This window comes from Mesorhizobium sp. M7A.F.Ca.AU.002.02.1.1 (assembly GCF_003998535.1).
In the GTDB taxonomy this organism is placed as follows: Bacteria; Pseudomonadota; Alphaproteobacteria; order Rhizobiales; family Rhizobiaceae; genus Mesorhizobium; species Mesorhizobium ciceri.
Map to the genome: position 1 here is coordinate 1 of NZ_RZPB01000213.1, position 8,317 is coordinate 8,317.

6 protein-coding genes are annotated in these 8,317 nt (G+C 63.4%); 3 read left to right on the top strand and 3 right to left on the bottom strand.

Annotated features, from left to right (window positions below):
• From EN879_RS15250 to EN879_RS15260, 3 genes are all read right to left on the bottom strand, one after another.
• The coding region (locus EN879_RS15250) for an FAD-dependent oxidoreductase (protein ID WP_127274116.1) at positions 1-1,426 on the bottom strand (1,426 nt) is incomplete at its 3' end.
• Complete coding sequence (locus EN879_RS15255; protein WP_127224122.1) at positions 1,423-1,908, bottom strand: DUF559 domain-containing protein; 486 nt, start codon at positions 1,906-1,908, stop codon at positions 1,423-1,425. The genes EN879_RS15255 and EN879_RS15250, both read right to left, overlap by 4 nt.
• A gap of 138 nt (positions 1,909-2,046) precedes the next feature.
• Entirely contained in the window at positions 2,047-3,624 is a 1,578-nt protein-coding gene (locus EN879_RS15260) for a trimethylamine methyltransferase family protein (RefSeq protein WP_024501293.1), read from the bottom strand.
• A gap of 252 nt (positions 3,625-3,876) precedes the next feature.
• On the opposite strand from EN879_RS15260, the gene EN879_RS15265 reads away from it, so the two are divergent.
• The 3 genes from EN879_RS15265 to EN879_RS15275 all read left to right on the top strand — a co-directional run.
• A complete protein-coding gene (locus tag EN879_RS15265) occupies positions 3,877-5,052 on the top strand; it encodes an MFS transporter (protein WP_027160489.1) in 1,176 nt (391 codons plus the stop codon).
• 144 nt (positions 5,053-5,196) lie between these two features.
• On the top strand, positions 5,197-6,369 hold the full coding sequence (locus EN879_RS15270; protein ID WP_063168191.1) for an MFS transporter: 1,173 nt from the start codon (positions 5,197-5,199) through the stop codon (positions 6,367-6,369).
• Positions 6,370-6,435: 66 nt separating this feature from the next.
• On the top strand, positions 6,436-8,317 hold a 1,882-nt coding region (locus tag EN879_RS15275; protein WP_164774417.1), incomplete at its 3' end, for a prolyl oligopeptidase family serine peptidase.

Genomic DNA, 8,317 nt, shown 5'->3' on the forward strand with positions numbered 1-8,317 from the left:
CTTCCTCGCCGATCGGCCCAAAATCGTTGGAGCGATGGAAGGAGACGATATCCCTGGGTTCCTTGCCTTCAGGTGCGAACCAGAGCGGGGTTTCGAGGCCCCAGCTGTCGCCCATGACCGCGTTGTTGGCCAGCATCGTGTCGTAGAGCGGCGTCGTCTGCGCCGGACGTGCCGCCGGCAGTTCCTCATTGGGGAAGCGGATGGAGAAGCGGCGCGAATAGTTTTCCCGCACCTTGGCGTTGGTGTAGCGCAGGCCGGCCCATTCACCGAAGCGTGTAACATCCATGCCCCAGACATCGAAGCCAGGATCGCCATGCACCATCCAGTTCGACAGTGCCAGACCGACGCCGCCGCCTTGGCTGAAGCCGGCCATCACGGCGCAGGCGCACCAGAAATTGGTCAGGCCCTGCACCGGGCCGACCAGCGGGTTGCCGTCCAGCGCGAAGGTGAAGGGGCCGTTGATGATCTGCTTGATGCCGGCCTTTTCGATGCCGGGGAAATGCTTGAAGCCGATTTCCAGCGACGGCGCGATGCGGTCGAGGTCCGGCGGCAGCAATTCGTGGCCGAAATCCCATGGCGTGTTGACCGGCGACCACGGCTTGCAGGCCTTCTCGTAGGTGCCGAGCAGGATGCCGTTGCGCTCCTGGCGGGTGTAGATCTCGCCCTTGAAGTCGAGCACGCCGATCATTTCGCGGCCGGTCGATTTGTTGAATTCCTCGACCTCCGGCATCGGCTCGGTGAGCAGATACATATGTTCCATGGCCAGAACCGGCAGTTCGACGCCGACCATGCGGCCGATCTCGCGCGCCCACAGGCCGCCGCAATTGACGACATGCTCGGCCTTCACCGTGCCCTGTTCGGTGACGACATTCCAGGTGCCGTCGACCTCCTGCGTCAATTCCACGACGCGGTTGCGCAGCACGATCTCGGCGCCGAGTTTTTTCGCCGCCTTTGAATAGGCGATGGTGGTGCCGGACGGGTCGAGATGGCCTTCGACCGGATCCCACATGGCGCCGACGAAATTGGTCTCGTCCATCAGCGGGAACATCGCCTTGGCTTCGGAAGGGGTGATCAGCTCTGTGTCCATGCCGAGATAGCGGCCCTTGGCGTGGGCAAGGCGCAGGAAGTCCATGCGCTCGGGCGTATCGGCCATCATCACGCCGCCGGTCAAATGCAGCGAGCAGGACTGGCCGGATATCTCCTCGATCTCCTTGTAGAGCTGCACCGTATAGGCCTGCAGCTTGGCGACGTTGGGGTCGCCGTTCAGCGTGTGGAAGCCGCCCGCCGCGTGCCAGGACGAGCCGGATGTGAGTTCAGAGCGCTCGATCAGCATGATGTCGGTCCAGCCGGCTTTGGCCAGGTGGTAGAGAACCGAGCAGCCGACGACGCCGCCGCCGATGACAACCGCTTTTACGTGTGATTTCATCTGGATAGGTCCGTGTTTGAAGAGATTGAATCGGGTGAGCGGGGTGTGAAAACAAAGCGGAGATCGGATGCGGCCGTGTTCTCGGCCAGGCTGCCATCAAGCGCGGCGAGGATGGTTTCACAGGCCGGAGTACGATGTTTCAGGACGTCATGGTTCCAAACACGCAGGATCGAATAGCCCTGGGCACGCATGAAATCGTCGCGGCGGCGGTCATATGAGCTGCCGGCGTGTTGGTGTCCGTCGACTTCCACGACAAGCCAATTTTTGCGGCAAGCGAAGTCCGCGTAGTATGGTCCGATAGAGAACTGTCGCGTGAACTTGTAGCCGCCAAGCTTGCGGGCCTTTAACTCAAGCCAAAGCAGCGCTTCGGCCTGGTTGTCACCTTGCCTGAGTTTTCTGGCTCGCTGGGTAGTGCCCGTTTTGCGACGGCTACGGGTTTCATGAGCGCCTTCCCCCACTCCGTCGCCGCTTCGCGACGCCACCTCTCCCCCCTCCGGAGGGAGAGGAAGGGTGCCAGCGTGCATAAGCTCGCGCCTTTCCTCTCCCCCGTCGATCGGGGGAGAGGTGTCGAGCGCAGCTCGACGGAGTGGGGGTCGACCGTTCATCAACAATACTGCCGATCAAAAATCGGTCGGCGCGCCGCCTTCGGACCGGCGCTTGGCGACGAAGGCGTTGAGTTCCTCGCGGATGGCCGGGTCCATGTAGGGCTCCTCATAGGACGCCAGCCGCTCCTTCCAGACCTTGTTGGCCTTTTCGAGCGCCGTCGGCGAGCCGGCTTCCGCCCAGGTCTCGTAATTGCGCCAGTCGGAGAGGATCGGCGAGTAGAAGGCGGTCTTGTAGCGGTCCTGCGTGTGCTGGGTGCCGAAGAAATGGCCCCCGGGGCCGACCGACTGGATGGCGTCGAAGCCGAGTGCCTCTTCGGAAAGGTCGAGCGGGGTCAGGAATTCGGCCACCATCTGCAGCAGGTCGATGTCCAGAATGGTCTTCTCGTAGGAGCAGCGCAGGCCGCCTTCGAGCCAGCCGGCGGCATGCATCATCAGGTTGCCGCCGCCCTGGATGGCGCCCCACAACGAGAACACGCTTTCATAAGCCGCCTGCGCGTCGACCGTGTTGGCGGCGCAGGTGTTGGAGGTGCGGTAGGGGATGTTGTAGCGGCGGGCAAGCTGGCCGCCGACGAGCTGCGCCTTCATGTATTCCGGCGTGCCGAACGCCGGTGAACCGGACTTCATGTCGACATTGGAGGTGAAGCCGCCATATCCGACGGGGGCGCCCTTGCGCACCATCTGGGCGAAGGCGATGCCGGCAAGCGCCTCCGCGTTCTGCTGCACCAGTGCGCCGGCGATGGTGACAGGCGCCATCGCACCCGACAGGGTAAACGGCGTCACGACGACGACCTGGCCCTTGCTCGACATCTGGATGATGCCTTCCATCATCGGCACATCGAGTTTCAGCGGCGAATTGGTGTTGATGATGGTGAAGACGGACGGCTCTTCGAGCATCTGCTCGTGGCTGATGCCGCGCGCGATCCTGGCGATCTCGATGCCGTCGACATTGCGCTCCTTGCCGAGCGAATAGATGTGGAACACCTTGTCGGTGAGCACGCTGAGATCGCGGATGCATTCGAGATGGCGGACGGATGGATGGATATCGGTCGGCTCGACCGGGTAGCCGCCCGTGCAGTTCAGAATGTTGTGCATCTGCGCGAGCTTGAGGAAGTTGCGGTAGTCCTGCTGGTTGCCGGGCCGGCGGCCGCGATCGATGTCGGAGCAATTGGGCGCCGACGCCATCATCGAGACGATCACATTGTTGCCGCCGAAGCGCACATTGTGCGCAGGATTGCGGGCATGGATGGTGAATTCCGACGGGCAGTGCGACACCAGGTCGAGGATCATGTCGCTGTCGAAGCGCACCCGCTCTGAGCCGTCACGCACGTCGGCGCCATGCGCCTTCATGATGCTGCGGGCCTCATCATGCAGCACGTCGACGCCGATTTCCCGCAGCACGCGCAGGGAAGCGAGGTGAATCGATTCCAGCTCGTCGTCGGACACCAGCCTGGTTGGCGCCAGCGGGTTCTTCAACTGGCGAAAAGCCGGCTGCTCGAACGCGGCTGAGCCGCCGGCGCGCTTTCCAGCGCGGCCGCCGCGACGGGCGCGGTCGGTGGCCAATGCCGGTTCTGAGGGTTGTAGGGCGGCGGTCATGATGGTCCTCGTGGGATGCGATAGCGGGCGGCATAATGGACCGGCGGCTGTCCGGCCATTGCGGAGGCGACGACCACTAGGGCGAGGGAAGCGACATGCCGGAACGGCAGGTGCCCGGCCGCGACATCGGCTTGATCAGGTTGCCGCGTTGGAGCAAGCGGATTTCGGTGGCCGGCCCTTTCCTTCCGGGGATCGAACCGATAGCTACTTGGCTTGCCGGCCTGATGGCCAGCAGTTCATCTGGATGGCAGCATGGTCGCGACCGGCTCGAGCGAAGGCGAAGCAGGAACGCAATGGGCAGCGCTTGCCGGCGTCACCGCGGCACTTGCCATGTTTGGCGCCGCGCAAGGGCTGAGCTCGCCGCTGTTCACATTGCTGATGCAGAAGCAAGGCATGTCGCCGGCGCTGATCGGCCTGTCGGCGGCGATGATGCCGCTCGGGCTGATCCTGTCGGCTTCCTTCGTGCCGGCGGCGGTGCGGCTGGTCGGCGGGCGCAACCTGGCGGTCGGCTGCTCGCTGATCGGCGCGCTCTGCTTCCTGGGCATCGGCTATCTGCAGGACTGGGTGGCGTGGTTCGTCATCCGCTTCATCATCGGCGTGGTCATCAATCCGCTTTATATCCTTGGCGAGGTGTGGGCGCTGTCGCTGGCACCGCCGTCGCGGCGCGGCCGGGTGATGGGCGTGTTCAACACGCTGATGGGCGCCGGTTATGCCGCCGGACCATTCGCGCTGACCCTGCTCGGTACGTCGGGCTGGGCGCCTTTCATGGTCGGCGTCGCCGGCTTCGCGCTCTGCGCGGTGATCCTGCACGCCGTCTCGTCAAAGCTCACCGGCTTCGAGGATGACGGCCAGCCTGCCAGCGGCCTTGTCGGGTTTGCCAAAATGGCGCCGGCGCTGCTGCTTGCCGTGCTTGTCTCGGCGGCGGTCCAGCAGAGCACCTATGCGCTGGTCCCGGTCTTCGGCGCCAGCTATGGCCTGGCGGAAGCCGTTCTGGCCTCGCTGGTGATGGCGCTTTCCCTCGGCAACATCCTGCTGCAGATACCACTCGGCCTTCTGGCGGAGCGTTTTGGCGGCCGCGCCATGATCATCGTCTGCGCACTGGCAACAACCGTTTGCGCGCTTTTGCTGCCTCTGCTGATCACAACGCCGTTGATCTGGGTGGTGCTGCTGGTGATGGGCGCGGTCGGTTACGGCGTCTACACCATGGCATTGGTCGAACTCGGCAGCCGGTTCAAGGGCTCTGTGCTGGTCGCCGGCAACGCTGCCTTTGCGCTGATGTGGGGCGTTGGTGGCATCGTCGGCCCACCCGGTGCGGGCCTGCTCATGCAAGGCATCGGCCCACTTGGGCTGCCGGTGGTTATTGCCGCTCTCGACGCGGTGCTGGTGATGTTCGCGCTGTACCGCTCATCCATGCGCCGAGCTTCCTGATAAGCCCAACCTCCTGACAGGCCCAACCTCCTGACAGGCCCAGCCTCCTGACAGGCACTGTCTGGAGCAAGCAGTTTTCGCCCGCCAGGGGCTTACCTCTGCGCAACTCAATCGCTAATCCTGCAGCCCGACAGCGGTGCGTACATGAATTTGGTTGAATCGAACAAGGACGAGACGATGCAATGGGCGGCGATCACCGGTGTGATCGCGACCGTCTCGGTGTTCGCCATCGCGCAAGGGTTGTCCTATCCGCTGCTGAGTTTCATCCTGCAGCGCCAGGGCGTTTCGCCAGCGATGATCGGCTTGTCGGCGGCCATGACGCCGATTGGCTTCATTCTGTTATCGCCGTTGATCCCGGCGCTGGCCCGCCGATTCGGGGCAGGGCGCACCGCGCTCACCTGTGCGGCCCTTTCGGCTGTCGTGCTGGCGCTGATCGGCTGGACGCAAAATGTCTATTTGTGGTTTCCCCTGCGCTTCCTGATCGGCGTCGTGACCAATCCGCTCTATGTGCTGAGCGAGATCTGGGTGATCGCGCTGGCACCGCCGGCCCGACGCGGCCGCGTCATGGGTGTCTATTCGACGATCATCTCGGCCGGTTTCGCGACCGGGCCACTGTGCCTGCTTGCAGTCGGCACTGAGGGCTGGCCGCCCTTCCTCGTCGGCATTTTCGCCTTCGTGCTGTGTGGCATTTGCCTGGCCTCGGTGCTGCCGCGTTTGCCCAAGGTCGACGAGGCCGGGCACCAGGTTTCCGTCCTGGGTTTCGTGCCGCTGGCGTGGCTGCTTTTGTTCGCCGTCATAGTCGCCGCCGGCTTCGAACAGGGTGCGCTGGCGTTGCTGCCGGTCTATGGCACCCATCACGGCATCACCGAAACCCGCATGTCGGCGCTGCTGTCGGTGATGATCGCCGGCAACATCGCCATGCAGGTGCCGCTCGGCCTTTTGGCGGAAAGGCTTTCCGCGCGCCTGGTGCGGCTTGCCTGCGTCGCGATCACGGTGCTCGGCTGCGTCCTGCTTCCGCTTCTCATCGAGTCGCCGCTGATCTGGCCAATGATCTTTGTCTGGGGCGCGGTTTCCTACGGCATCTACACAATGTCGATCATCGAGCTCGGCGAACGCTTCACCGGCTCCGCACTGGTCGCCGGCAATGCGGCCTTTTCCTTGATGTGGGGGGTCGGCGGCATCGCCGTGCCGCCGCTGGCGGGGGGCGCCATGGATGTTATGGGCGCCGGCGGACTGCCGATCACGCTTGGGCTGCTGTGCCTGGCGCTGGCCATTGCGAGCCTCGCTGGTCGGCGGAAAGCCTCAATTGTGCGCTGAACATGGTGAATATCGACGGCCTGTCGGCGTTGGCTTTTTCAAAGCAACGCGTTTATCGGAGACCTCATGACCAAGCCTGCCACCCAGACGCCGAATTCCGCCCCCACGACCGACGATCCCTTTCTCTGGCTGGAGGACAGGACAGCCAAGCAGTCATTGGACTGGGTACATCGCCAGAACGAGATCACGGTTGGCGAATTGCAGGGCGATCCGTCCTATCAGGCGTCGTTCCAGACCGCGCTCGACCTGATGACGGCCGAGGACAACATCGCGGTCGGCGCGGCAAAAGCCGGCCATGTCTACAATTTCTGGCAGGACAAGACCAATGTGCTCGGCCTCTGGCGCCGCACGACCGTCGCTTCCTACAAGACCGAGAAGCCCGACTGGGAAACGATCATCGACTTCGACCAGCTTGCGGCGGAGGAAGGGATAAAATGGGTTTTTGGCGGCGCCAGCCGGCTCTATCCCGACTTCAACCTTTGCCTTGTCTCGATGTCGCCGGATGGCGGCGACGCCAGCGAGATGCGCGAATTCGACATCGCGACCAAGTCGTTTGTCGAGGGTGGGTTTCGTGCACCCGCTTCCAAGTCGGGTTTCAGCTGGCTGGATAAGGACACCGTGATTGTTTCGGCCGCTTTCGACGAGGCCGACAAGACCGAGTCCGGCTATCCGCGAATCATAAAGCTGTGGAAGCGCGATACCAAGCTGGAAGACGCAACGCCGATCTTCGAGGCGCAGAAAGAGGATCTCGCCGTTGGTGCCGCTGTCGAGTACGACGGTGACAGACGCTATCTGGTCCTGGCTCGAACGCTGAATTTCTTCGCTTCGCACATCTTCCTTCGGCTGCCTTCCGGCGAAAACAAACAGCTGCCGCTACCGGACGACATGACCGATACGGCAATATTCAGGGATCAGCTCGTGTTCGGCGTGCGCAGTGCATGGACGGCGCCCGACGACACGGTTTGCAAGCCCGACGGTCTTTATTCGCTGGACCTGGCGCGCTGGGTCGAGACCGGCGCGATCGGGCCTGTCGAAACCTTGTTCGAGCCGGCCTATCGCGTTTCCATAGCCGGCATTGCCCGCACGCGGGACCGGCTGTTCGTCAGCCTGATGGACAATGTGCGCGGCAAAGTCGTCGTCTGCGAGCGCATGGATGGCAACTGGTCGCTGAAACCGGTGGCGCTGCCCGAAAATGGCAATGTCGGCATCAGTCATGCCGAGCAGTTCGGCTCGAGTGTCTCCTTCTCCTTCACCGATTTCCTGACCCCGAGTTCGATCATCTGGTCCGACGACAATGGCGAGACGCTCGCCACCGTGAAGTCGCAGCCGGCGCGTTTCGATGCCTCGCCGCTGATCTCGGAACAGTTCGAGGCGCGCTCCAAGGACGGCACGATGATCCCCTATTTCGTCGTCAGGCGGCGCGACCAGAAAGGTCCGGTGCCGACGCTGCTTTACGGCTATGGCGGCTTCGAAGTGCCGCTGCTGCCCGGCTATGCCGGCGTGCGTGGTAAGCTGTGGCTGGAGAAAGGCAATGCCTATGTGCAGGCATGCATCCGCGGCGGCGGCGAGTTCGGCCCAGCCTGGCATCAGGCGGCGCTCAAGGGCAATCGCCAGAACGGATTCGACGATTTCGCAGCGGTCGCGCAGGACGTCGTCAAGCGCGGCATCGCGACAGCAAGCTCGCTCGGCATCCAGGGTGGTTCGAATGGCGGCTTGCTGACCGGCGTTTCCTTGACGCAGCATCCCGAGCTTTTCGGCGCCGTCATCATCGAGGTGCCGCTGCTCGACATGCTGCGTTACGCCGAATTGCCGCCTGGCGCCTCGTGGATGGCCGAATATGGCGATCCGTCGAAACCCGAAGACGCGAAGTGGCTTTCAGCCTACTCGCCCTACCAGCATGTCGACGCCGCTGCCGCCTATCCGCCTGTGCTGCTGACCACATCGACCG